The sequence below is a fragment of the Paraburkholderia largidicola genome (genome assembly GCF_013426895.1).
Taxonomy (GTDB): domain Bacteria; phylum Pseudomonadota; class Gammaproteobacteria; order Burkholderiales; family Burkholderiaceae; genus Paraburkholderia; species Paraburkholderia largidicola.
Genome location: NZ_AP023176.1, coordinates 1,738,895 through 1,761,393, shown reverse-complemented (window position 1 = coordinate 1,761,393; position 22,499 = coordinate 1,738,895). Strand labels below are relative to the sequence as shown.

General features: G+C 64.2%; 22 protein-coding genes. 16 read left to right on the top strand and 6 right to left on the bottom strand.

Annotated elements, in window-relative coordinates; genetic code table 11:
* Nucleotides 1-15 precede the first annotated feature (15 nt).
* Nucleotides 16-531 (bottom strand): GNAT family N-acetyltransferase, encoded by a 516-nt coding sequence (locus PPGU16_RS36655; RefSeq protein WP_180725712.1) that lies wholly within the window; start codon nt 529-531, stop codon nt 16-18.
* 328 nt (nt 532-859) lie between these two features.
* On the opposite strand from PPGU16_RS36655, the gene PPGU16_RS36650 reads away from it, so the two are divergent.
* Complete coding sequence (locus PPGU16_RS36650) at nt 860-2,236, top strand: MFS transporter (protein ID WP_180725711.1); 1,377 nt, start codon at nt 860-862, stop codon at nt 2,234-2,236.
* Nucleotides 2,237-2,301: 65 nt separating this feature from the next.
* On the opposite strand, the gene PPGU16_RS36645 is transcribed toward PPGU16_RS36650, so the two are convergent.
* Nucleotides 2,302-3,198, bottom strand: a complete 897-nt coding sequence (locus PPGU16_RS36645; protein ID WP_180725710.1) for a GNAT family N-acetyltransferase — start codon at nt 3,196-3,198, stop codon at nt 2,302-2,304.
* 211 nt (nt 3,199-3,409) lie between these two features.
* Here PPGU16_RS36645 and PPGU16_RS36640 point away from each other — a divergent pair, with 211 nt between their 5' ends.
* From PPGU16_RS36640 to PPGU16_RS36590, 11 genes are all read left to right on the top strand, one after another.
* Nucleotides 3,410-4,888: an aldehyde dehydrogenase family protein gene (locus PPGU16_RS36640; RefSeq protein ID WP_180725709.1), complete on the top strand. Its 1,479-nt coding sequence runs from the start codon at nt 3,410-3,412 to the stop codon at nt 4,886-4,888.
* 214 nt (nt 4,889-5,102) lie between these two features.
* A complete protein-coding gene (locus PPGU16_RS36635) occupies nt 5,103-5,771 on the top strand; it encodes a haloacid dehalogenase type II (protein ID WP_091790199.1) in 669 nt (222 codons plus the stop codon).
* A 26-nt stretch (nt 5,772-5,797) separates the two neighbouring features.
* Entirely contained in the window at nt 5,798-7,072 is a 1,275-nt protein-coding gene (locus tag PPGU16_RS36630) for an NAD(P)/FAD-dependent oxidoreductase (protein WP_180725708.1), read from the top strand.
* A gap of 81 nt (nt 7,073-7,153) precedes the next feature.
* Nucleotides 7,154-8,776 (top strand): ABC transporter substrate-binding protein, encoded by a 1,623-nt coding sequence (locus tag PPGU16_RS36625; RefSeq protein ID WP_180725707.1) that lies wholly within the window; start codon nt 7,154-7,156, stop codon nt 8,774-8,776.
* A 67-nt stretch (nt 8,777-8,843) separates the two neighbouring features.
* Nucleotides 8,844-9,800 carry an ABC transporter permease gene (locus PPGU16_RS36620; RefSeq protein ID WP_180725706.1) on the top strand — a complete coding sequence of 319 codons (957 nt, stop codon included), beginning with the start codon at nt 8,844-8,846 and terminating at the stop codon, nt 9,798-9,800.
* Nucleotides 9,797-10,753 (top strand): ABC transporter permease, encoded by a 957-nt coding sequence (locus tag PPGU16_RS36615; protein ID WP_180725705.1) that lies wholly within the window; start codon nt 9,797-9,799, stop codon nt 10,751-10,753. Before PPGU16_RS36620 ends, PPGU16_RS36615 begins: the two co-directional genes overlap by 4 nt.
* The gene (locus PPGU16_RS36610) at nt 10,750-12,579 is read left to right on the top strand and encodes an ABC transporter ATP-binding protein (RefSeq protein ID WP_180725704.1); all 1,830 of its coding nucleotides are present in this window, start codon (nt 10,750-10,752) and stop codon (nt 12,577-12,579) included. The genes PPGU16_RS36615 and PPGU16_RS36610 overlap by 4 nt, the downstream gene beginning before the upstream one ends.
* Complete coding sequence (locus PPGU16_RS36605) at nt 12,576-12,896, top strand: (2Fe-2S)-binding protein (protein ID WP_180725703.1); 321 nt, start codon at nt 12,576-12,578, stop codon at nt 12,894-12,896. Before PPGU16_RS36610 ends, PPGU16_RS36605 begins: the two co-directional genes overlap by 4 nt.
* Nucleotides 12,875-14,314 carry an FAD/NAD(P)-dependent oxidoreductase gene (locus tag PPGU16_RS36600; RefSeq protein ID WP_180725702.1) on the top strand — a complete coding sequence of 480 codons (1,440 nt, stop codon included), beginning with the start codon at nt 12,875-12,877 and terminating at the stop codon, nt 14,312-14,314. Before PPGU16_RS36605 ends, PPGU16_RS36600 begins: the two co-directional genes overlap by 22 nt.
* Nucleotides 14,311-15,480 (top strand): NAD(P)/FAD-dependent oxidoreductase, encoded by a 1,170-nt coding sequence (locus tag PPGU16_RS36595; protein ID WP_180725701.1) that lies wholly within the window; start codon nt 14,311-14,313, stop codon nt 15,478-15,480. The genes PPGU16_RS36600 and PPGU16_RS36595 overlap by 4 nt, the downstream gene beginning before the upstream one ends.
* Nucleotides 15,477-15,821: a helix-turn-helix domain-containing protein gene (locus PPGU16_RS36590; protein ID WP_180725700.1), complete on the top strand. Its 345-nt coding sequence runs from the start codon at nt 15,477-15,479 to the stop codon at nt 15,819-15,821. Before PPGU16_RS36595 ends, PPGU16_RS36590 begins: the two co-directional genes overlap by 4 nt.
* 26 nt (nt 15,822-15,847) lie before the next feature.
* Here PPGU16_RS36590 and PPGU16_RS36585 read toward each other — a convergent pair whose 3' ends face one another.
* The 3 genes from PPGU16_RS36585 to PPGU16_RS36575 form a co-directional block, all read right to left on the bottom strand.
* On the bottom strand, nt 15,848-16,321 hold the full coding sequence (locus PPGU16_RS36585; RefSeq protein WP_180725699.1) for an SgcJ/EcaC family oxidoreductase: 474 nt from the start codon (nt 16,319-16,321) through the stop codon (nt 15,848-15,850).
* A 74-nt stretch (nt 16,322-16,395) separates the two neighbouring features.
* On the bottom strand, nt 16,396-16,827 hold the full coding sequence (locus PPGU16_RS36580) for a DoxX family protein (protein ID WP_180725698.1): 432 nt from the start codon (nt 16,825-16,827) through the stop codon (nt 16,396-16,398).
* Nucleotides 16,828-16,835: 8 nt separating this feature from the next.
* Nucleotides 16,836-17,234, bottom strand: a complete 399-nt coding sequence (locus PPGU16_RS36575) for a YybH family protein (RefSeq protein WP_180725697.1) — start codon at nt 17,232-17,234, stop codon at nt 16,836-16,838.
* A gap of 366 nt (nt 17,235-17,600) precedes the next feature.
* Here PPGU16_RS36575 and PPGU16_RS36570 point away from each other — a divergent pair, with 366 nt between their 5' ends.
* The 3 genes from PPGU16_RS36570 (at nt 17,601) to PPGU16_RS43150 (ending at nt 20,258) form a co-directional block, all read left to right on the top strand.
* The gene (locus tag PPGU16_RS36570) at nt 17,601-19,058 is read left to right on the top strand and encodes an aldehyde dehydrogenase family protein (RefSeq protein ID WP_180727197.1); all 1,458 of its coding nucleotides are present in this window, start codon (nt 17,601-17,603) and stop codon (nt 19,056-19,058) included.
* Entirely contained in the window at nt 19,055-20,047 is a 993-nt protein-coding gene (locus tag PPGU16_RS36565; RefSeq protein ID WP_180725696.1) for an amidohydrolase family protein, read from the top strand. The genes PPGU16_RS36570 and PPGU16_RS36565 overlap by 4 nt, the downstream gene beginning before the upstream one ends.
* Nucleotides 20,048-20,126: 79 nt before the next feature.
* Nucleotides 20,127-20,258: a hypothetical protein gene (locus tag PPGU16_RS43150; RefSeq protein ID WP_274599994.1), complete on the top strand. Its 132-nt coding sequence runs from the start codon at nt 20,127-20,129 to the stop codon at nt 20,256-20,258.
* Between the two features lie 30 nt (nt 20,259-20,288).
* Here the strand turns inward: PPGU16_RS43150 and PPGU16_RS36560 are convergent, their stop codons facing one another.
* Nucleotides 20,289-21,260, bottom strand: a complete 972-nt coding sequence (locus tag PPGU16_RS36560; RefSeq protein ID WP_180725695.1) for a LysR family transcriptional regulator — start codon at nt 21,258-21,260, stop codon at nt 20,289-20,291.
* A gap of 100 nt (nt 21,261-21,360) precedes the next feature.
* Between PPGU16_RS36560 and PPGU16_RS36555 the strand changes: the two genes are divergently transcribed.
* Nucleotides 21,361-22,443 carry an ABC transporter ATP-binding protein gene (locus tag PPGU16_RS36555; RefSeq protein WP_180725694.1) on the top strand — a complete coding sequence of 361 codons (1,083 nt, stop codon included), beginning with the start codon at nt 21,361-21,363 and terminating at the stop codon, nt 22,441-22,443.
* Nucleotides 22,444-22,499 lie beyond the last annotated feature (56 nt).

Genomic DNA, 22,499 nt, shown 5'->3' with positions numbered 1-22,499 from the left:
CGCACCACAACCCGTTCAACCGATCCGCAAAATCATCTCGACTTCGCGATCCGTGTCATCGTCGATCGCATCTTCGCAGGGTTCGACTTCCACCGCTTCAAAGCCCGTCGCGCGGTACAACGCAATTGCGCTGGCGTTCTCCACGCCCGTATTGAGCGCGATCTGGGTCAGGCCCATCGCGCGTGCCTGATCGACGGCAGTCGAGATCAGTCGCCGCGCGATGCCGCTCCTTCGGTGCGCATGCACGACGAACAGCCCCCACAGAAAGCCCTTTTGCTGCACCGGACGCAGCGGATAACGCCGCAATCCCGCAACGGCCACGAGCGTCTCGCCGGCAAAAGCGCCGAACACCACCTGATTCGCCGTCGCACAGATGCGCGCCTCGATCTCACCGATCGTTCGTTTTTCTTCTTCTTCGCGTGTCGACAGAAAGGTTTCCGGCGCTTCGCCGATCGCGCACAAGCGCAGCGACGCGTAGGCGGCGGCGTCGCTGGCGCATAAGGGGCGAATGATAGGGCTGGTCGATTCCATCGCGCAATTTTAAGGCACGGGCGGTGATGTGGGCTTCATTGGCGTGACTCGCGAATCGAAATACGTCGTCGTACAACATTCGTCTGGGGATGCAATTTTTAAGTCTTTGCGGGCGAGCAGCCCACGGCCTGAATATGCCAGTCAGTGCATGAATAGCCAAGGCTACGGAGGCCCGCCAGGGTAAACGCCGGATTGCCAAAAATGGTGCAGCGCTTCAATCTGTCGTCAGACAACCTATGAGGCGAGGAGTGCGTTTCCGCATTCGTTGCACTCGCCGGGTTGCGCAATCTTGCCGGCTGAACGCTGGTGCGCGAAGAGGAGACATGACATGGCCAACGTTGTGCAAGGCGTGACCGCTGAGCGGCGAACCCGCATCCGCTACGGGATCGTCGCGATGCTGTTCTTCGTCACGGCCGTCAACTATGCAGACCGTGCAACGCTATCGATGGCGGGCACATCGATGTCGAAAGACCTCGGTCTGGATGCAGTGGCCATGGGCTTCATCTTCTCCGCGTTCGGCTGGTCGTATGTGATCGGCCAGTTGCCGGGCGGGTGGCTGCTCGACCGCTTCGGATCGAAGCGCGTCTACGCGGCCAGCATTTTCATCTGGTCGCTGTTCACGGTCATGCAGGGCACGGTGACCTTTCTGAGCGTCTCAGTCGCCGTCACCACGCTGTTTGCGCTGCGCTTTCTGGTGGGCCTCGCCGAAGCGCCGTCATTTCCTGCCAATGGCCGCATCGTCGCTTCGTGGTTTCCCGCTGCGGAGCGCGGCACGGCGTCGGCCATTTTCAACTCCGCGCAGTACTTCGCGACAGTGTTGTTCGCGCCGATCATGGGCTGGGTCACGCATCGTTTCGGCTGGCCGTATGTGTTCTATTTCATGGGGGCAGTGGGCATCGTCGTGAGCCTCGTCTGGATGAAGACGGTCTACAGCCCGAAGGACCATCCCCGCATCAGCCGCGCAGAACTCGACCATATCAAGGAAGGCGGCGCGCTCATCGATATGGACCAGCCGAAGAAGAGCCGCGCCGCGAATCAGGCCGCAACGATCGCCAGTGCTCCGGCGCAAAGCGCGAACGAAGCGCCGAAAGCGTCCTACGTCAAGCAATTGCTGAGCAACCGGATGCTGCTCGGCGTGTACATCAGCCAGTATTGCATTACCACGCTCACGTACTTCTTCCTGACGTGGTTCCCCGTCTATCTCGTCAAAGAGCGTGGCATGTCCATTCTCAATGCGGGCTTTGTCGCCGCATTGCCGGCCGTGTGCGGATTCGTCGGCGGCGTGCTCGGCGGCATCTTCTCCGACTTCCTGATCCGCAAGGGCTGCTCGCTGACCGTCGCGCGCAAGGTGCCGATCGTCGTGGGCATGCTGCTGTCGACCAGCATGATCGCGTGCAACTACGTGGATTCGTCGGCCGTCGTGGTTGCGATCATGGCGTTTGCGTTCTTCGGCAAGGGCCTGGGCGCGCTCGGCTGGGCGGTCGTTGCGGATACCTCGCCAAAGCAGATCGCGGGTCTGAGCGGCGGCATGTTCAATATGTTCGGCAACGTCGCCGCCATCACGACGCCGATCATCATCGGCTACATCGTCAAGGCGACGGGGTCGTTTAGCGGTGCGCTGGTATTCGTCGCCTGCAATGCGCTCGTTGCGATCGTCAGCTACCTGGTGATCGTTGGAGAAATCAAGCGCGTTGAATTGAAGTAAGCTCATATGGCCCGCTCTGCTCGATTGCTGTATCGAGCGTAGCGGGCTTTTTTACGCGCCGTACTTCACCACACCGCCTGACTCGTAATCGCAAACTGCTTCAACTGCGCATCGACAGGCAGCGGTCCATTGCGCATCATCTTCTCGATGCTGTCCACATGCGGCAGCCCAAGTCCTTCGAGCCACGACGACAGCCCGAACTCGACGGGCGTATCGATCCGCACGAACATTCCCGCATGCAGCGCGAGCCAGTGACTGATCAGCGCCTTGGCGCGGCTGGCGTCGGGCGAATCGGGCGCGACGACGGGGCCGATCACATGCCCGTCGCCAAAACGCCTGAACAGTGCAAAGCCGATCAATTCCCCGTCGCGATCGAGCGCGATGCCGCTCGCGATATCGAGCAGCGCAGGCAGTAGCTCACGCCGGTCCAGTCCGCTTGCGCGCGAAGCGAGTTCGACGAGACGCGGCGCGTCGTTGACACCGAGCGGGCGCAGCCGCTCGCCCGGTGGCAGCGAAACGAGCGGCGGCTGGAACGCCGCGCCCTGATGCTGGTTGATCGTGCCGATGCGCTGAAAGCCGAGGTTCTCACACAGTGACACGCCCGCCGGGCTCGCATGAATCAGCAACGTGCGCGGGCCGAGTTCATTGATCAGCAGCTCGATCAGCTTGCGTCCCACGCCGCGCCGCTGCCGCTCGGGCGCGACGATGATCATGCCGAGCGTCGCCGCCTCGCGCCCGAAGCGCCAGGCAAGCGCGGTGCCGATCACGCCGCTCGCGTCTTCGGCGACGAAGCCCTGGCCGATGCGCGCCGCGAAGCGCCAGTCGTCGGGACGATGCCGCCATCGGACGGCGCTGGATAACGCATGCCCTGCGGCGATGTCGTCGGAGGTGAAAGGGCGATAGTCGATCACATCGTTCCTGTTTGGGTCGGACACGCCGGCCTCCTCGTTGTGAAGACACATACCGTGACTCTCTCACTGTCTTGCGCGTCTGACTAGGACGATCCTCCTGTCGCGTCCGTCGCAAACGCGCGGTAGATGATGCAACGCAAAACGCGGGGTTCGGGCAACGATAACGCGTCAATTGTGCTGTGGGCACTTTTTTGTCGGTGCAATATGCCGCGTCCGTGAGCCTACGATTTCCAGCATCGAAGGCAATCGAGGACTCACGCAAATGGACCGTTTCGATCCCACGACGATCGACGTGCGCAGTGGACATTTCATCGGCGGATCATATGTCGATGAACATGGCCCGCGAATCGACGTAGCACGCCCATCCGACGGCGTGGTCTACGCATCGGTGCCCATCGCCGACGCGGCCATGATCGACCGCGCCGTGCAGAACGCCTGGACGGCTTGGCGGACGAGCGGCTGGGCACGCATCGCACCGCGCGAACGTGCGCGGGTGCTGCGGCGGTTCGCCGAGCTCGTCGCCGCGGACGCGCAAATGCTCGCGCCGCTCGAAGCACTTGGCTCGACGCGGCCCATTCGCGATGCGTTCAACTGGGACGTGCCGTTCACCGCGGAAGGCATCCGCTTCTACGCGGAGTTTGCCGACAAGATCGGCGGCGACGTGGTCGCGACCGATCACGACCATCTCGGCATGACGATCGCCGAACCGTACGGCGTGATCGCCGCCATCGCGCCGTGGAATTTTCCGCTCGTGATGGCGTCGTGGAAGATCGCGCCCGCACTGGCGGCGGGCAACGCGGTCGTGCTGAAACCCTCGGAGATGACGCCCTTTTCCGTGCTGCGGCTAGCCGAACTCGCGGTCGAAGCAGGCGTCCCGCCCGGCATCTTCAACGTTGTGCAAGGCGACGGACGCACGACGGGCGACGCACTCGTGCGTCATCCGCGCATCGCGAAGGTGACGTTCACCGGCTCGACGCGCACGGGCGCGGCGATCATGGCCGCGTGCGCCGAAACGGGCACGAAGCCAGTCACGCTCGAACTGGGCGGCAAGAGTCCGCAGATCGTATTCGCCGACGCACCGCGTATCGACGATGTCGCGCGCCGCATTGCCGGCGCGATCACGACCAACGCGGGACAGGTATGCGTCGCGGGCTCGCGGCTGCTGGTCGAGCGGTCGATCGCGGACGAACTGGCCGGGCGCATCCAGCGCATCTTCCGCGAACTGAAGCCGGGCGCAACCTGGACGCCGGGCACGACGCTGCCTCCGATCATTTCCGGGCCGCAAGCGGCGCGCATCGAAGCGATCGTGGAGCGCAGCGTCGCGAGCGGCGCCACCCTGCGTTGCGGCGGCCAACGCGCGGATGCAGCCACGCCGGGCGCCTTCTACACGCCGACGCTGCTCACCCATGTCACACCGCAAACGGAAGCCGTGCGCGAGGAAATCTTCGGGCCCGTGCTGACCTTACAAACCTTCGACACAGAAGACGAAGCGCTCGAGCTCGCCGCGCATCCCGACTACGGCCTCGCGGCGGGCGTGCATACAGCGGATCTCGGCCGCGCGCTGCGCATGGTGCGCGGCATCGAGGCGGGCACGGTATGGGTCAACCGTTACGGCCGCACCAGCGATTTCATGATCCCGACGGGTGGCTACAAGCGCTCGGGTCTGGGCAAGGATCTCGGGCGGCAGGCGTACGAAGCGAATCTGCGTTTCAAGAGCGTGCTGATCGACGTTCGCACCTGACGAATCAGGGCAACTACCTACGCTGCGACAACGCCGGAAAAGCCGCCGCATAGTCTGCTGCCGACGCCCCTCAAAACGCGTGGTTTGTATCGTCGGAGCCACTCGAATCAACGACAACCGAAGTTTTTGCACTGTTTAAATTTTCCACAGGGATGCGTTTCCTGTATTCGCCACTGAACTCCGTATGGGTTCACAACACGATAGGACTGACACCATGATCGATTTCGAGCCGAAGTACATCACATTCGACTGCTACGGCACGCTGACGAAATTCCGTATGGCCGACATGGCGCGCGAGATGTACGCCGACCGCCTGCACGGCGCGGAACTGGAGCAATTCGTCGCGTTCTTCGCGGGCTATCGCCGCGATGAAGTGCTCGGCGCATGGAAGCCGTATCGCGATGTGATCGTGAACTCGGTGCGCCGCGCGTGCAAGCGCATGAACATCGAGTTCAATGAAGCGGAAGCCGAAAAGTTCTACCTCGCCGTGCCGACGTGGGGCCCGCATCCGGACGTGCCGGAAGGTCTGTCGCGTCTGGCGAAGAAGTACAAGCTCGTGATCCTGTCGAATGCTTCGAACGACCAGATCCAGAGCAACGTCGACAAGCTCGGTGCGCCGTTCCATCGTGTGTTCACCGCGCAGCAGGCGCAGTCGTACAAGCCGCGCATGCAGGGCTTCGAATACATGTTCGACCAGTTGAACTGCAATCCGCAAGACGTGCTGCATGTGTCGTCGAGCCTGCGCTACGACCTGATGACGGCCCACGACATGGGTATCAAGCACAAGGCCTTCGTCAAGCGCGGCCACGAGCCCAGCACGCCGTACTACGAGTACTACGAAGTCGACACGATCGGCGACCTCGCGTCGAAGCTCGGCCTCTGATCCACGCATCCGCGCAAAGGCACCCGATGAAACTCGACTCCTACTGGCTCGACACCGCGCCCACCGGCATTCAGGTGAGCGAGGGGCCCGTCGAAGGCCATGTCGACGTCGCCGTGATCGGTGGCGGGTTCACCGGGCTGTCCGCTGCGTTGGCGCTCGGCAAACGCGGCGCGTCGGTGGCGGTGCTCGACGCCGGACGCATCGGCGGCGGCGCGTCGGGACGCAATGGCGGCCAGTGCAACACGGGCGTCGCGCAGGACTACGCGGCACTGCGCGCGCAACTCGGTATCGAGCGCGCGCAGGGTTGTTATCGTGCGTATGCGGCCGCCGTCGATACGGTCGAACGGTTGATCCGCGAGGAGCAGATCGATTGCGACTATCTCGCGTCGGGCAAGCTGAAGCTCGCCGCGAAGCCGCACCATCTCGCGCATCTCGAACAGACAGCCGAATTGATCCAGCGTGAAGTCGATCCGCACGTCGAGATCATCGCGCGTGACAGGATTCGCAGCGAAGTCGACTCGGACAGTTTTTTCGGCGGCCTGCTGCAGAAGCGCGGCGGCCAGATGCACATGGGCAAATTCGCGGTTGGCCTCGCGAACGCGGCAGCACGCAACGGCGCGCGGCTATTCGAACACGCAACCGTCACGTCGATCGCGAAGGATCGCGGCGCGTATCGCATCGATTCGTCGCGCGGCACGTTGCGCGCGCAGCAGGTGCTGATCGCGACGGGGCCTTCGCGGCATGGGCCGTTTGGGTGGTATCGACGCAGGCTCGCACCCGTCGGCTCGTTCATCGTCGTGACGGAACCGCTGCCCGCGGAACACCTTTCACGCCTGCTGCCGCAGCGCCGCTCGTACACGACGAGCCGCCTGATGCACAACTATTTCCGCGTCACGCCCGATTCACGTTTGCTGTTCGGCGGACGCGCGCGCTTCACCGCCTCCGAGCAGCCGTCCGATGCAAAGAGCGGCCGCATCCTGCAAGCGAATCTCGCGGCGACGTTTCCGGGTCTCTCCAACGCGCGCATCGATTACTGCTGGGGCGGACTCGTCGATATCACAGCGGACCGTCTGCCGCGCGCGGGGCAACACGACGGCCTGTACTTTTCGATGGGCTACAGCGGCCACGGCACGCAGATGTCGACGCACATGGGCCAGGTGATGGCGGATGTGATCGGCGGCAATGCGGCGGCGAACCCGTGGCGCGATTTCGACTGGCCCGCGATTCCGGGACATACGGGCAAGCCGTGGTTCTTGCCGCTGGTCGGCGCGTACTACCAGATCAAAGACGTTTTCTATTGACGTTGCTTGCTGACGTCACGCACACAGACAGCCCGAAGCTGCCGATTGATTTCCCACAAGCCATCTCACGCGGAGAGTTTCATGAGCATCGATAAATCGCCTGAAGCAGTCGCCCACGCCGGCATCCGGCTCGAAGAGTTGACGCGGCGCGGCGCATCGCGGCGCGAGGTCCTGCGCGCGATGGCGGCGGGCGGACTGATGTCGCTGACGGGCGCAGGCCTGCTCGCGTCCAGCAGCGGCGCATTCGCGCAGCAGCAAGGCAAGCCGAAGCAGGGCGGCAAGATTCGCGTGGCGACGCAATCGTCGTCATCGGCGGATACGCTCGATCCCGCCAAGGGCGCGCTCGGCACCGACTATGTGCGCGCCAACATGTTCTACAACGGCCTGACGGAACTCGACCCGCACCTCGGCGCGAAGATGGCGCTGGCGGAGTCGCTGGACACGAAGGACGCGACCGTGTGGGTCGTCAAGCTGCGCAGCGGCGTGCAGTTTCACGACGGCAAGTCGCTGACGCCGAACGACGTGATCTATTCGCTGATGCGTCACAAGGACCCGGCCGTTGCATCGAAAGCGAAGACGCTCGCCGATCAGATCAAGGACGCGAAGGCGACCGGCCCGAACGAAGTGACGATCACACTCGAAGGCGCGAACGCGGACCTGCCCGTGATTCTCGCGACGTCGCATTTCCTGATCGTCAAGGACGGCACGACCGACTTCAAGACGGCCGTCGGCACCGGGCCGTTCAAACTCAAGGAGTTCGCGCCGGGCGTGCGCACGGTCGGCGTGCGCAACGAGAAGTACTGGAAGTCCGGCATGCCGCATCTCGACGAAGTGGAACTGATCGGCATCGGCGACGAATCCGCACGTGTGAACGCGCTGTTGTCCGGCGACGTGCAACTGATCAACGCCGTCAGCCCGCGTTCGACGGCGCGCATCAAGGGCACGCCCGGCTTCTCGGTGCTCGAAACGAAGACCGGCCAGTACACGGACCTGATCATGCGCGACGAAGGCGGCATCACGGGCACCGCGGATTTCCGCCGTGGCCTGACGCACCTGATGGATCGCGAGCAGATTCGCCGCGCGGTGTTTCTCGGCTATGGATCGATCGGCAACGACCAGCCGATCGACCCGACCAACAAGTACTACCTGAAGGGCCTGCCGCAACGCGCGTTCGATCCGGAGAAGGCGAAGTTCTACTTCCAGAAGGCCAAGCTCGGCAGCGCGCCCGTGCAGCTCTACGCGTCGCCAGCAGCCGAAGGTTCCGTCGAGATGGCGATGCTGCTGCAACAGGTCGCGCCGCAAGCGGGCCTGAACCTGCAGGTGGTGCGCGTGCCGTCCGATGGCTACTGGTCGAACCACTGGATGAAGCACCCGCTCGGCTACGGCAACATCAACGCCCGCCCGAGCGCCGACGTGCTGTTCACGCAGTTCTTCAAGTCGGATGCGCCATGGAACGAAGCGAACTGGAAGAACCCCAAGTTCGATCAGATGCTGGTCGCCGCGCGCGGCGAGCCGGACGACGCGAAGCGCAAGCAGATCTACGGCGACATGCAGCAGCTCGTGCACGATGACGGCGGCATCGGCATTCCGATGTTCCAGAGTTCGCTCGACGCGCACTCGTCGAAGCTCAAGGGCCTCGGCTCGATTCCGCTCGCGGGCCTGATGGGCTTCATGTTCGCGGAGAACGTCTGGCTCGAAGCGTGAGCATGCCTTGCCACTGCGCGCGCCGCTGACAGGCGGCGCGCGGTTTCAACGAAGGAGGCGATATCCGATGAAAGCCCACGCGCAACGACTCATCGCCGCGCGCCTCGGTCTCGCGCTGCTCACGCTGCTGCTGGTGTCGGCGATCGTATTCGCGATCACGGGCCTGTTGCCTGGCGACGCGGCGCAACAGGCGCTCGGTCAGGCAGCGACACCCGAACAGGTCGCGGCCCTGCGCCATCAGTTCGGCCTCGATCAGCCCGCGCTGCAGCGTTACTTTCAATGGCTCATGCATGTGGTGAACGGCAACTTCGGCACGTCGCTGTCGAATAACCTGCCCGTCAGCGAGCTGATTGCTACGCGCCTGCCCAATTCGCTGGTGCTGGCGGGATTGACGACGCTGGTGTCCGTGCCCGTCGCGCTTTTCATCGGCATTCTGTCGGCGATGTATCGCGGCTCGCTGCTCGACCGCGCGCTCAACGTGCTGACGCTGTCGACTGTAGCCGTGCCCGAGTTCCTGATCGCGACCATCGCCGTGCTGATTTTCGCGGTGAAGCTGCGCTGGCTGCCGGCGCTGTCCTACCTGTCCGAGGTGACGTCGTTCGGCGCGCTACTGCGCATCTATGCAATGCCCGTGATGACGCTGTGCTGCGTGATCGTCGCGCAGATGGCGCGCATGACGCGTGCTGCCGTGCTCGATCAGTTGAATGCTTCATATGTCGAGATGGCGTTGCTCAAGGGCGCGTCGCCGATGCGCATCGTGTTGCGCCACGTGTTGCCCAACACGATCGGCCCGATCGCCAATGCGGTTGCGTTGAGCCTGTCGTATCTGTTCGGCGGCGTGGTGATCGTCGAGTCGATCTTCAACTATCCGGGTCTCGCAAGCCTGATGGTCGATGCCGTGACGAATCGCGACATGCCGCTCGTGCAGGGCTGCGTGATGGTGTTCTGCGCGGCGTATCTCGCGCTGGTGCTGATCGCCGATCTGTGTCAAATCATCTCCAACCCGAGGCTGCGTCAACGATGAACCGACCCGCCACACCTCATGCAACGACCGTGCTGTACGCGACGCCCGACGAAGACGGCAAGCTGTGCGCCGACGCCGTGCAGGAAACGCCCGTTGAAACCCAGGTTGCCACGTGCGGGCCGCTGCGCCGCTTCGTGAAGCGCTCTTCCGTGCTCGGCCTGATCGGACTGGCGATCGTCGTGTTCTGGCTGTGCGTCGCGTTCTTCGGTCCGCTCGTTGCGCCGTACAAGGGCGGCGCGGTGACGTCGACGGAAATCTTCGGCCTGTATAGCGCCGCGCATCCGCTCGGCACCGATTACCTGGGCCGCGACATGCTGAGCCGCGTGCTGTACGGCACGCAATACACGGTCGGACTGGCGCTCGCCGCGACGTTGCTGGCGAGTTGCATCGGCACGTTCTTCGGCCTCGTCGCGGCCGTGTCCGGACGCTGGGTCGATGAAACGCTGAGCCGTCTGTTCGACGCGCTGATTTCGATTCCGAGCAAGGTGCTCGCGCTCGTCGTGATCGCCGCGTTCGGATCGTCGGTGCCGATGCTCATCATGGTCGCCGCGCTCGCCTACATTCCGGGTGCGTTTCGCATCTCGCGCTCGCTCGCCGTCAATCTGATGACGCTCGAATACGTGCAGGTCGCGAAGGCGCGCGGCGAAGGGCTGTTCTATATCGCGCGCGTCGAAGTGCTGCCCAACATGATTCATCCGATGCTTGCGGACTTCGGCTTGCGCTTCGTGTTCATCGTGCTGTTGCTGAGCGGCCTGAGCTTTCTCGGCCTCGGCGTGCAGCCGCCGAACGCCGACTGGGGCTCGCTGGTGCGCGAAAACATCGGTGGTCTCTCGGAAGGCGCGCCCGCCGTGCTGATGCCCGCTGTCGCGATTGCGACGTTGACGGTCGGCGTGAATCTGCTGATCGACAGCCTGCGCCGTCATGGCGCGCGTGCTCACGGAGGCGCCCAATGAACATGATCGAAGTGAAAGGCCTGCGCGTGGTCGCGGGCGCGGCCCCCGACCCTGTCGTCGAAATCGTGAAGGGCGTCGACTTCACCGTAAAGAAAGGCGAAGTGCTCGCGCTGATTGGCGAGTCGGGATCGGGCAAGACGACGATTGCGCTGTCGCTGCTCGGTCACGCGCGCGGCGGATGCTCGATTGCGGGCGGCTCGGTGAAGATCGGCGGCGTGGATGTGCTGTCGCTCGACGAGAAAGGGCGGCGCGCGTTGCGCTCACGCACGGTGGCGTATGTCGCGCAGAGCGCATCGGCGGGCTTCAATCCGGCGCGCACGATCATGGATCAGGTGACGGAACCCGCGCTGCTGCACAAGCTGATGACGCCCGCCGCCGCGCGCACGAAGGCCGTCGATCTGTTCCGCGCGCTCGCGCTGCCCGCACCGGAGACGATCGGTGCACGCTATCCGCATCAGGTGTCGGGCGGGCAATTGCAGCGCTTGATGGCCGCCATGGCGCTGATTACCGATCCTGCCGTCGTCGTGTTCGACGAACCGACCACGGCGCTCGACGTCACCACGCAGATCGAAGTGCTCGCCGCGTTCAAGCGCGTGGTGCGCGAACTCGGCACCACGGCCGTCTATGTGTCGCACGATCTGGCCGTGGTCGCGCAGATGGCGGACCGCATCGTCGTGTTGAACGGCGGGACGGTGCGCGAGAACGGCGCGACGGCGCAAGTGCTCGATGCGCCCGTCGATGCCTACACGCGCCAGCTGCTCGCGGCGACGATGCGTCCGGAGCCCGAGCTTGTGTCGAGCATCGCGAGCGATCCGCCGCCGCTGCTCGAAATCCGCAATCTGAGCGCGGGCTATGGACGGATCGACTCGAACGGCGTGCCGGCCGTGCGCGTGCTCGACGACGTGAGCCTGAAGATCGCGCGCGGCAGCACGCTTGGCGTGATCGGCGAGTCGGGCTCGGGCAAGACGACGCTCGCGCGTGTGGTGGCGGGACTGGTGGATCGCGCGCGCGGCGAGGTGTTGCTGGATGGCAAGCCGCTGCCCGCGAAGCTCTCCGAACGCACCCTCGATCAATACCGGCGCGTGCAGATCGTGTTCCAGAACGCGGACACGGCGCTCAATCCGAGCCGCACGATCGCCGACATTCTCGCGCGGCCGATGAACTTCTATCACGGTCTGCGCGGCGCTGCGGCGCAGAAGCGCATGCTCGAACTGCTCGATCTCGTGAAGCTGCCCGCATCGGTGGCGAAGCGTCAGCCGGGCGGATTGTCGGGCGGACAGAAACAGCGCGTGAATCTGGCGCGCGCGCTCGCCGCGAACCCGGCGCTGATTCTCTGCGACGAAGTGACGTCCGCGCTCGATACCGTGGTCGGGGCGGCGATCCTCGATCTGCTGGGCGAATTGCGGCGCGAACTGGGTGTGTCGTACATGTTCATCAGCCACGACATTTCGACCGTGCGCGCGATCTGCGACGAAGTGATCGTGCTGTATGCGGGGCAGTGCGTCGAAGCGGGCCAGCGCGATGCGTTGTCGGCGCCGCCGTATCACCCGTACACGGGGCTGCTGATCGATTCCGTGCCTGCGCTGCGGCCGGGCTGGCTCGACTCGCGGCGCGCGCTCACAGCGGGCGCATTGCCCGCCATGGGGCCCGCTTCGGATTCGCACGAACTGTGCAGTTTCCGCGCGCGGTGTACGGCGCGTATCGACGGCAAGTGCAATGTCACGCCGCCGTCGATGAAGAGGCTGCCATCGGGCGCGGAGATTCGCTGCCATCACTCGGCTGCCGATCTGACCCGCATGCAGACGGCCGATACGGTGGCGGCATGAACGCACGCTTCGTGAGAGTGGCGGAGACGGGGCGCAAGACCTTCGACATCACCGTCGACGGCATCGTCACGCAGGCGGCTGAAGGCGACACGCTGATGGTCGCGCTGCTGACGGCACAAGACACGCTGCGCGATTCCGAATTCGGCGTCGGCCGCCGCGCGGGTTTCTGTCTGATGGGCGCGTGTCAGGACTGCTGGGTGTGGACAGCGCAAGGCGAGCGCGTGCGTGCCTGCACGACGCCCGCTGCGCCGGGCATGTCGATCGTCACGCGCATCGCGCTTGCCGGGGAGGGCGTATGGCCGCGCATCGGGACGTGAAGCAGCCGAAGGTGATCGTGATCGGCGCGGGGCCGGCGGGCGTGCGCGCCGCGCAGGCGCTCGTCGAAGCGGGGCTGCGTCCTTTGGTGATCGATGAAGGACGGCGTGACGGCGGGCAGATTTATCGGCGTCAGCCGGACGGTTTCTCGCGTTCGTACGCTACGTTGTATGGGACTGAGGCGGCGCGCGCCGCGTCGCTGCATCGCGACTTCGATGCGCTGCGCTCGCAGATCGACTATCTGCCCGACACGTTGGTGTGGAATATCGGGCCGAAGGCCGTGCATGTCGTCAGCGGTACGCGTCATGATGAACTCGCATTCGATTCGCTGATCATTTGCAGCGGCGCGACGGACCGGCTGATGCCCGTGCCGGGCTGGCACCATGCGGGCGCGTTCAGCCTTGGCGGCGCGCAGGTCGCGTTGAAATCGCAGGGCTGCGCGGTGGGCGCGCGGACCGTCGTGATGGGCACGGGGCCGCTGCTGTATCTGGTGGCCGCGCAATACGTGAAGGCGGGCGCGACGGTGAGCGCCGTGCTCGATACATCGACATTCGCGCAGCGGGTGCGCGCGTTGCCGCAACTGCTCGCGATACCCACGGCGCTGCGCAAGGGCGTGGCATTGATGAACGTGCTGCGCCATGCGCGTGTACCGGTGCATCGCGGCGTGACGCCCGTTGCGATCGACGGCTCGCCTGAGCATGGCGTGACGGGCGTGCGCGTGAAGCTCGCCAACGGCGCGACGCTCGACGTGAAGTGCGACGCCGTCGCGCTCGGCTACCACTTGCGCGCCGAGACGCAGCTTGCCGATCTGGCGGGTTGCGAATTCCGTTTCGACGATGCGACGCAAACGTGGCTCCCGTATATCGATGCGGATGGTCGCAGCAGCGTCGCGGGCGTTTATCTGGCAGGCGACGGCGCGCGCGTGCGCGGCGCCGATGCCGCCGAGCGCGCGGGACGGCTGGCCGCGTTGGCCGCATTGCGCGACGCGGGCATCGAGCGTGAAGGCGCTGAAGGATTGCGCGCCGAACTCGCGCGCTATACGCGTTTTGCGGCGGGCTTGCGGGCAGCGTTTCCGTGGCCCGCACGTTTTGCGGCGACGCTACCTGACGACACCATCGTGTGCCGCTGTGAAGCAATCACAGCGGGCGAATTGCGGCGTGTCGTGCGGGACATGGGCGCGCAGGAAGCGAACCGTGCGAAGGCGTTCTCGCGCGTCGGCATGGGCCGTTGCCAGGGACGTTTCTGTGCGCATGCAGGCGCGGAAGTGATTGCAGCCGAAGCGCGCGTGCCGCTCGAAGCCGTCGGAAGATTGCGCGGGCAGGCGCCCGTCAAGCCGCTGCCGATGGCGCTGGAATCGACGTGCGCGGCTCAGCGTGATCCAGAGGAAGCCAACACACGCGCACAGGAGTTCAGCGAATGAGTGATCGTGCCGATGTGATCGTGATCGGCGGCGGGATCGTCGGGACGTCGACGGCGTTTTTTCTGCGGCGCAGACAGCGTTCGGTGATTCTGCTCGAGCGCGGTTTGACAGGGCAGCAGGCGAGCGGTGTCAACTTCGGCGGCGTGCGCCGCCAGGGCCGCGCGCTGACGCAACTCGCGATGTCCAATCGCGCGCTCGAAACGTGGCATCGTTCGAAGGAACTGCTTGGCGAAGACGTGGAATTTCTACCGTCCGGGCATACGCGGGTCTGCTATCACGCGCACGATGCCGAGTATTTTCATCGCTACGCCGCCGAGGCGCGCGCGTACGGTCTCGATCTCGAAGTGCTGGATGGCGCGGCGATGTTCCGGCGCTATCCGTTTCTGGGGCGCGAAGTATTGGCGGCGTCCATTTCGCCGCGCGATGGGCATGCGAATCCGCGGCTTGCTTCGCCTGCTTTTGGCCGTGCGGCGGCACGCCTGGGCGCGCGCATCGTCGAGAACACGGAGATCGTGCGTGTCGAGAAGGAAGCGGGTGGATTTCGCGTCGAGAGCGCGGCGGGCGACGTCTATCGCGCGGAACAGGTGTTGATCTGCGCGGGCGCGTGGGCGAACGCGCTGTCGACGCAGTTCGGCGAGCCGGTGCCGCTCGTCGCACGCGGGCCGCAGATGGCGGTGACGGAGCCGGTTCCGTATGTGTTCGGATCGTCGATGGGTGTGTATACGTCGATCAAGGAAGAGAGCGTCTATTTCCGGCAGATTCCGCGCGGCAATATCGTGCTGGGTGGCGGCCCTGCCGGTCCCGCCGATGCCGTGACGTGCCGCGCTTCGGTGTTGCCGGAGAACACGGTACAGCAGATGGCGCAGTTTCGTCGGCTCGTGCCGGCGCTCGCGGCCTTGCATGTGATACGCGTGTGGAGCGGCGTCGAAAGTTATTTGCCGGATTCCGAGCCGGTGATCGGGGCGAGTTCTACGACCGATGGTCTTTTCTACGCATTCGGTTTTTGTGGATCGGGGTTTCAGATCGGGCCGGGTGTCGGCGAAACGCTGGCCGAACTGATCGGTACGGGCAGCACGCCGATTTCGCTGGATGCGTTTTCGATTGGGCGGTTTCAGCAGGGCGAGGCGGTTCAGGGCGCGCCACTTACTAGCGAGGCTTCTCCATGAGTGCCATTGAATCATCGTCTGTCGCGCTGCGGGATGCGCTGACCTACATCGAAACGAACTTCGACAAGGCGGTGAGCCTCGCGCAACTGGCCGAGTTGTCGGCGCTCAGCGTGTCGCGGTTTGCCACTGTGTTCCGGCAGCAGGTCGGGCTTTCGCCTTACCGGTATCTTTGCGGTGTGCGGGTGCGCCGTGCGCAGACGTTGTTGCTGGCAGGCATGCCGGGGGCGGTGGTGGCCACGGAAGTCGGGTTCTTTGATCAGAGCCATCTGGCACGGCACTTCAAGCGGTTCTGCGGGATGACGCCGAGCGTGTTTCTGCAAAACGCGAACATGGTGAAGTAGGCGACTCGCGCACAGCGCCTCGTGCCTTACTGGCCAATCGTATTCTGCGCCGCCCGGATCAGCCAGTTGCCGTCCGTCCTGACGAGCACCCATGTGAAGATGCCGCGATATACGGGGGCAGGACTGCCATCGGGGTTATCGACGCCGCTGATCGACCAGCGCCAGTGAATCAGCGCAACATCGGGCTGGATCAGGCTGAAATCGGCTTTGCCGTCCTGCTTGAACACGCTCTTCGCATACCTGCCGGCAAACAGTTGCGCATGCCAGTGGACAAAGTCCTGCCGTCCATGCAGCAGCATGCCGCTCACGAGCACGAAGTCGACGTCGGGCGTCATCAGGTTCCCGAGCGTGGCGGCATCATGCGCATTCCAGCCGTCGATCCAGCGCGTGGTCGTCGATAACGCCGGCGCATCGCCCGGATCGGCTGTTGCATCGGTCATGCCGAATGCAAGCAGCGCGAGACAGAAACAGGCCGACAAAAGGTTTCGCAAGTTGAACATGGCGTGCTCCCATCGCCGCCGACCCACTCCGTGCCGGGCGGCGAGTATCGTTTCGGTAAGGTGTTGTCCGTTGCCTACCTGCCGCTGAAGCGCGCGTCGCGAACCCTGTCCGGATCGCGCTTCTGCTCGATCCAGCCGTCGAGGCTGAGTCCCGTTGCGCCGTATTTCGCCAGCATGAGGAAGCCGCCCGCCATCACCATGTTCTTGAAGAACATGATCACCATGACGTGGTCGGAGAAGTTTGTGTGGAAGATGGTTGCGGTGAGAAGGCACCAGCCGGCGAGCAGCGGAGCAATCCGTCTGGTACCCAGGCCGAGCGCCAGCAGCAGGCTGCTGCCGATTTCCCATGCCGCCGCCGGCCATAGCAGAATGCCGGGAACGCCGAAGGAGCGCATGTAGGTTTCCATGGCTGCGCTATTGAAGAGCTTGCCGATGCCCGACTCCAGAAACAGCGACGCCATCAGCAGCCGCACGGGCAGATCGATCCACGCGTAGTCGTCATCCATCGCGCACCTCACGCGGTAGCTGGATTGGTAGTCGAAAACGCGTAACGGGCAATCTTCCATGTTCCCTCAACCTTCTGGAACAGGAAGAGTTCCTGATTCGCTTCCTCTTTGCTCTCGCCAGTGGCGTGTACCTTTACCGTTCCGTTCGAGCGGGTCCGCGCTATCGCCCAGAAAGGCGAGAGCTGGAGAATTTCCTGTACCTCGAACGTCACGCTCAACTGGATCGCACTGAACACGCTGTCATACGTGCGCCTGATCTCCGCGGCGCCGACGCCTGGCTGGAAGTGTTGCGGCAGGAACACGCCGTCGCCGGCATATAGCCGCATGACGGCATTGGCATCCGACGCATTCAGCGCGGCCTCGTATTGACTCAATACATCGTTGATCGCTCTTTCATCTGCGTTCATTGACCTCTCCTTTTGACGATTCATCAGCAGCGCAAATCAATCGCGGTAACGCCTGGCACTGTGCTGTTCCATCACGATCTCCGTTCATGGCCTCTACAGGTAGTCACGGTAGCCATGTCGCACGCCTTCGAACAGGCCGCGGATGTCGAACCCGAGGTTCGATCCAGTCGAACGCGACCGTGTACGGCGCTCGGGCCGTGCGCGAATGCATGGATGCGGGGGCCAGGACCCGCGTGTTCGAAAAAGCGGAACCGCAGATTCGATTGCCGCGCACTGTTGCCGGACGGCTTGCGCTTCTACTCTGCCGGCAGTGCCCTGCGTGATCGGGGCCATCACGATCTCCCCGTCATTCAAGTGAGGACCATGATGAAGCGCACCACGCCGGCGAAACACTGGATCGACGGGCAATGGACGGATTCCGCCGTTCATCGCGATTCCATCGATCCTGCGACGGGCACAGTGATCGGCAGCTATGCCGACGGCGGCGAACCCGAAGCACGCGCGGCCGTTGCCGCAGCGCTGCGCGCGTTCGACGGGAAATCATGGAAGCGCGATGCCGCGCTGCGCGCACGCGTGCTCGAGGAAATCGCGGCCGCATTCGAGCAGCGGACCGAGGCGATCATCGACCTGCTCTCGCTCGAAAACGGAAAAACGCGGCCCGAAGCGCGCTTCGAGGTCGAGATGGTGCCGTCGAAATTCCGTTACTACGCCGCACTCGCGCTCGCGGAACGAGGGGGCAGCGGCACGCCGCGCCGGGATGTCGTTTCCCTCGTGCTGCGCGAACCGATGGGCGTCGCGGGCATCATCGTGCCGTGGAATTCTCCCGTGGTCCTGCTGGCGCGCTCGCTCGCACCGGCGCTGGCGGCGGGGACGACGGTCGCGATCAAGATGCCGGGCCAGACGGCGCAGACCAACGCGTTGATCGCCGACGCGCTCTCGCAAGCGAGATCGTTGCCGCGCGGCGTGATCAACCTGTTCAGCGAGTCGGGCTCGGCAGGGTCCAGATTTCTCGTTGCATCGCCGGACGTGCCCGTCATCAGCTTCACCGGCTCATCCGCCACGGGCCGCGCGATCTCCGCCGTGGGCGCGCAGCGGTTGAAGCGCTTCGGTCTGGAGTTGGGCGGCAAGACGCCTCATCTGGTATTCGACGATGCGAAGCTCGATGACGCACTGCCCATCATCGAGAAGTCGCTGACCGTGTTCGCCGGGCAGTTCTGCATGACGGGTTCGCGGCTGCTGGTTCAGCGCGGCATTGCGGACACGGTGCGCGACGGTCTCGCTGCGCGTCTTCGCGCAGTACGCGTCGGGCCCGCCGCCGATCCTGCCAGCGACATGGGGCCGCTCATCGACAAGGCGAACGTCGAGCGCGTCAACGGCGCGGTCGAGCGGGCGATCGCGGCGGGCGCGCGAGTCGTGTTGCGCGGCGGCCCCGCCACCGACGGCAAGCTCGCGCGCGGCGCCTTCTATCGTCCGACCTTGCTGGAGGTCGACGATTCAAAGCTGGACATCGTGCAGCAGGAAACCTTTGGCCCCGTGATGACGATGCAGATGTTCGATACCGAGGCGCAGGCTATCGCGCTCGCCAACGACAGCGAGTACGGACTCGCCGCCGCGATCTGGACGCGCGACGTGCAGCGCCCGTTTCGCGTGGCGCGGGAACTGGACGCCGGCACGGTGTGGATCAACGACTGGGCGAAGGTCTACGACGAGTTCGAGGAAGGCGGTTATCGGCAGTCCGGGTTGGGCCGGCTCAACGGGGCGGCGGCGATCGACGACTTCATCGAATACAAGCACATCACGTTCACCGCGGGAGAAGCGCAATGAAAGGCAAAATCGTGCTCGAGGAGCATCTGACCACTGACCTCAACAATAGCCTGTGGAATGCCTCCGGCGAGGCTGCCCGCAACGGCAAGGCCTACATGGACGACGTCGATGCGCGCCTGCTCGACCCGGACGGGCGCATCGACGAGATGGACGGGTGGGGTATCGACATCGCGGTGCTGTCGCTGACGTCGCCCGGTGCGCAATCGATCCTCGACCGCGCGAAAGCCGTCGACTTCGCGAAACGCACCAACGACGAGATCGCCGAGCGATTCACGCGCAAGCATCCGACGCGCTTGCGCGCGTTCGCGACCGTTGCGCTGCAATCGCCGCGCGATGCGGCGGACGAACTCGAACGGGCGGTCACTGAACTGGGCATGCTGGGCGCACTCGTCAACGGCTACACGAATATCGGCCATGCCGACAGCGCGCAATATCTCGACGAAGCGCCCGTCTGGGAGTTCTGGGAGCGCGCCGCCGCGCTCGACGTTCCCGTCTACCTGCATCCCCGCGAGCCCTTGCCTGGCCAGCAGCGGATTTACGAAGGCTATGCGTCGCTGGTAGGCTCGGCATGGGGCTTCGCACACGAGACCGCGACCCACGCGATACGTCTGATGCTCAGCGGATTGTTCGATCGCTATCCGACGTTGACGGTTATCGTCGGCCACCTGGGCGAGGGGCTGCCGCTGATGCTGCCGCGTCTCGAGCATCGGCTGCACATGCAGCGCGATGGCGCAGGACTCGGTCAGGCGCAGCGGCGCGTCGGCGAATACTTCAGCGACAATTTCTATGTCACGACGAGCGGCCACTTTCACACGAAAGGCCTGCTGGACACGATAAGCGAGATCGGCATGGATCGCGTGCTGTTCTCGGTGGACTATCCGTACGAAAGCATGCAGACCGGCTGCGAATGGTTCGATCAGGCGCTGCTCAGCGAGAATGACCGCATCAAGATCGGCCGCACGAATGCCGCGCGGCTGCTTCGCCTGTAAGCGGGCCGCCGATGGATGCCGATGCGGGCGCGCCGGCGTCGCATGTTGATCTTCCCCATCATTCTGCGAGCGATCTACGATGGTCACCGAACACGAACGATTGCTGCAGGCGTTGTATGACGGCGCCGCTACGCCGCGGCAGGCCGCATTGCTGCTCGCGGTACGTCGTCGGGTGTACGACCTGGCCTTCTGTCGACGTCACACGTCGTGAGGGCCGTATTTCACAAGAGGTCTTGCGCGACTACGCGAACTTCAACCCCGTCTGCCCCATAGCCTCCCGCAACCCAAGCCGAGGGTACTTCTTCTCGATGATCCGCATATCATTGCGAGTCTCTTCGATGAGCCAATCGCGGACGTCGTCCACGATAGGCCGTAAAGGCTTGTTAGCAGGCCGCACCAGACAGCATCGCCGATTCGTCACGATCACTTCCTGCTCAGCAGGCAAAAGCGCTCCTTGCGCGAGCCAATGCGATACGACATTGAGCCACCCAAGCGCGATCCCCTGCCCAAGCAGCGCTGCCTGCACCACAATCGCGTAATCATTGAAGCTCAGCATCCCGGCGACATGCCGCCCATGCCCGACGAACGCGCCGAACCGCTCGTGCCAGCCGCGCTCCTCGTCATCCATGACGATGACCGTATCCCCATGCGCGCGCCCCGCATCGCTTGACGCATTCTCCCGATACCGCTCATTGCAAACAGGCAAAAGCGTTTCAGGCATCACGAGCACCGCGTGCTCATCGATCTCGCCATCGTGCAAAAACCGCATCCCGAGATCGACGTCATTCAGCGGTCCGCCGATCCGCCCCGATATCAGCTGAAACCGCAAATCGATATTAGGGAAAGCCTGATTCAGCCGGCTCATGCGCGGCATCAGCCAATGCGTGGTGAAACCCGTCGAAACCGACAACGTCACCGACTCGACGCCCGTCGCACGGGCCTCGATTTCCCTGATTGCGTTTTCTACGCCATTGAAGCCCTCAGAGATCGCGCGATACAGAATCTTGCCGCTTTCAGTGAGTTCGATACCGCCGCGCACCCGCTCGAACAGGCGCACGCCGATATGGTCCTCCATGCGCGCGAGCATGCGGCTCACGGCAGGCTGGCTCACATAGAGCTCCTGCGCGGCGCGCGTGAAGTTGCCGCAGCGGGCGGCCGCTTCGAACACGAACAGCGCATTCGCACTCGGTAGTTTCTTGCGAAGGTTGGGCATGACCTGATGTTATGCCCGATCCAACAATTTGGGAATTGCCGTCAAAAAGAACGGGACTTATATTTTTCTCAACACACCCCTTTCCAGCGAGACAGGCACCATGGACGCACGAGCGAAAACGGGAGTATCGATCAGGTCGGCAGCGAAGCGTTATGGTCCAGTGGTCGCGCTGGACGACGTATCGCTCGATATCGCGCCGGGTGAATTCGTGTCGCTGCTCGGGCCGTCCGGGTCGGGCAAGACGACCTTGCTCGGCATCCTCGGCGGCTTCGTGCAGCCGAGTTCCGGTACGGTCTGGGTCGGTGAGCGCGACATTACATTTGCGCCGCCGCACAAGCGCAACATCGGCATCGTGTTCCAGAACTACGCGCTGTTTCCTCATATGACAGTCGGCGAGAACGTCGCCTTTCCGCTGCGTGCGCGCCGCGAGCCGAAAGCAGGCTGGGCGAAGAAGGTCGCCGACGCGCTCGCGATGGTCGAACTGAATGGCTACGAGTCGCGCAACATCAGCCAGTTGTCGGGCGGCCAGCGTCAGCGCGTGGCGCTCGCGCGGGCGATGGTGTTCGAGCCGCAGCTGATCCTGATGGACGAGCCGCTCTCCGCGCTCGACAAGCAACTGCGCGAAACCATGCAGATCGAATTGCGCCGCCTGCATCGCAAGCTCGGCGCGACCATCGTCAACGTCACGCACGACCAGCGTGAAGCGCTGACGATGAGTGACCGCGTCGCCGTGCTGAAGGACGGCAAGCTCGTGCAGATCGATACACCCGAACGCCTCTATGACCGCCCGTGCGATGCGTTCGTCGCGAGCTTCATCGGCGAAGCGACGCTGCTCAACGTCAGCCGCGCTGGCGACGACGCCGTGCGTCTCGGCGATGCCGTGTTGCGCACCGCGCATCCGCTGCCACGCGGCGACAAACTGCTGCTCGCGGTGCAGACGGAGAAGCTCGTAATCGACGCCGCGGATGGGCAGGGCGTCGCGCACGCAAATCGCCTGTCGTGCCGCGTCACCGAAGTGCTGTATCAGGGCGAGAGCCTGCGCGTGTTCGCCGCGCTCGCCGACGGCACGGCCATCAGCCTTCGACAACCCGGCAGCCACGAAGCGCGCCGGCGCATTCCATCGCCGGGCGCGCAGATGACGGTCGCGCTCGATCCTCAGGACACGATCGTCGTGCCCGCCTGAATTCACTCACCGCCTGTGCACGGGCATGCCTTCTTACGCGATTCACGCAAACTGCA